This window comes from Pseudoalteromonas sp. MMG012 (genome assembly GCF_018100875.1).
GTDB classification, from domain to species: domain Bacteria; phylum Pseudomonadota; class Gammaproteobacteria; order Enterobacterales; family Alteromonadaceae; genus Pseudoalteromonas; species Pseudoalteromonas aurantia.
The window spans coordinates 1-1,881 of record NZ_JAGJEF010000173.1 but is presented as its reverse complement, the minus strand read 5'-3'; the positions used below and the strand labels follow the sequence as shown (position 1 = coordinate 1,881).

General features: G+C 43.1%; 1 protein-coding gene. It reads right to left on the bottom strand.

Annotated elements, in window-relative coordinates:
• Positions 1 to 839: 839 nt before the first annotated feature.
• Positions 840 to 1,700 carry a hypothetical protein gene (locus J8L97_RS22835; RefSeq protein ID WP_211053015.1) on the bottom strand — a complete coding sequence of 287 codons (861 nt, stop codon included), beginning with the start codon at positions 1,698 to 1,700 and terminating at the stop codon, positions 840 to 842.
• Between the last annotated feature and the right edge of the window lie 181 nt (positions 1,701 to 1,881).

Here is a 1,881-nt window from a genome sequence, read left to right as displayed (position 1 = left end):
TTCGGGTAGGAGGTCATCACCATTGCCAAAAGGAGGAGATAGAAAATCAGGAGCGTTCTTAAAGTCAAAAGAGAAAAATCATCCACTCTGACCCCTTTGATGCAATGTGAACGTACACGCTATGAAAGCACATCCATGTGCCTGCATGGCTTGAAGCGCATTGCCTATAGGGATTTAGGTACTTGGGATTTGTCGGGAACAAAATCCCGCCATACGAGTGTATTACTCATCAATTGCTTATTTTCAGGCGTGATAGAAGGGGGAGTGGTGTTATCTGTAAGCGCAGTGGTCGTGGCTAGAATATAGGTGGTAGCTCGTTTTGTTAACTTTGTCTTCCTGACGAATGTCAGGGATCCATTCTTAGTGGTACTTGTATTAATATCGTCTTCCTGACGAAGGTCAGGATCCATAAACAACTTGTATCAGTATTTTTGGTTATCAACAGTCACTTGAAAATTAACCCTTTGTCGCGTTGGCGACAGCAACCAAAGAGGGGCGGCCGCTGGCCCCTCTCTGGACACACCCAGCGCCCCACCATCACGCTGATCTTCGAATAAACAATTGATGTGAACGTAAACGCCATGAAAGCACATTCATGTGCCAGCATGGCTTGAAGCGCATTGCCTATAGGGATTTAGGTACTTGGGATTTGTCGGGAACAAAATTCCGCCATACGAGTGTATTACTCATCAATTGTTTATTTTCAGGCGTGATGGAGGAGTCTTTAAGATGTGTTTGCTATAGTTGGAATATCAACGACTCTGACCCCGTTGATATACTATGAGTAAGTAGCCAGCTTAACTGACCACTTACGTTATCGAGTGAAGTTCATACCGAGTTTATTCTGTCGCATTACATCCTTTGCCTGGTTCATTGCTACATACAACATCGGTGATGGTGACTGTGCCTGTTGGGAGTGGGTTGCCGCCAAGGGTTACGTTGACTCCTGATGCGATCATGTGGTTGATGATACGCTGTAGTGCATCGTTTGCGCCGTTGGCTCTATAGCCAGTGTAGCTCCGTGATTCACTTAAACGGATCCCTTTATCTCGTCCAGAGTTAATAATGGGTTCAAACATAACGGACACATCACCATTTAAGTTCTTAATTATTCCTTTAAACATGAACGAATACGTGGTGCCATCACTCGGAAAGCTCACATTAACCGCGAGATTAACCGTCAGTGCTTGATTGACTATCGCGGTGCCCAAACTGACTGATGCAGACGTTATGGCACCTGCAATATTACCTGTAAAGTAATCGTTAAGAGCGCTTTGAATAGCTGCTTTTTGCTCGGTATACTTGGCAACGGTGTGAGCCGTATTAATATCTGAATATGGCCCTAAAAATGGCCGTAGATGCTCGATGTTTACGCTACCTTGAGCTAAGTCTTCAATCGTATTTTTGGCATGTCGAACATGTGTAACACCTGCTTTAATAGACTCCTTGACTGGAATAGCCCAATACATGACTAAGCCTTCCTCACGCTCGGTCTGATAAGCACTCACTTTATTATTATGTACATCAATAATATGTACTTTACCGCCATTGGGAGCATATTGGATTGCGCGATTTTGCATTTGCTGTTCAGAACATGCATTACAGACAGCAATCATATCACTGGCAAAACTAGACGAACTAAGAAAGGTGCTGCTTACAGCAAGCGAGACGACAACGAAAGTTGAAAATAATTTCTTCATGGTATTTCCTTATAAATTGAAGATTAAGAGGCACATCAGTGTGCACAGAATTAACTGTAGCTTGCTTTATGTGATGTTCAAGTAGAAATTGACATAGTTTGTCGCAAGCTTAAATTGACACACAAGGGGGCAAGTGTGAATTAAAGTTGTATTACCTGTAACCAAAGGGGTTACAACTAAA

Coding starts and splice junctions, on each gene's coding strand:
- J8L97_RS22835 (WP_211053015.1), bottom strand. CDS start 1,700: ATGAAGAAATTATTTTCAACTTTCGTTGTCGTCTCGCTTGCTGTAAGC.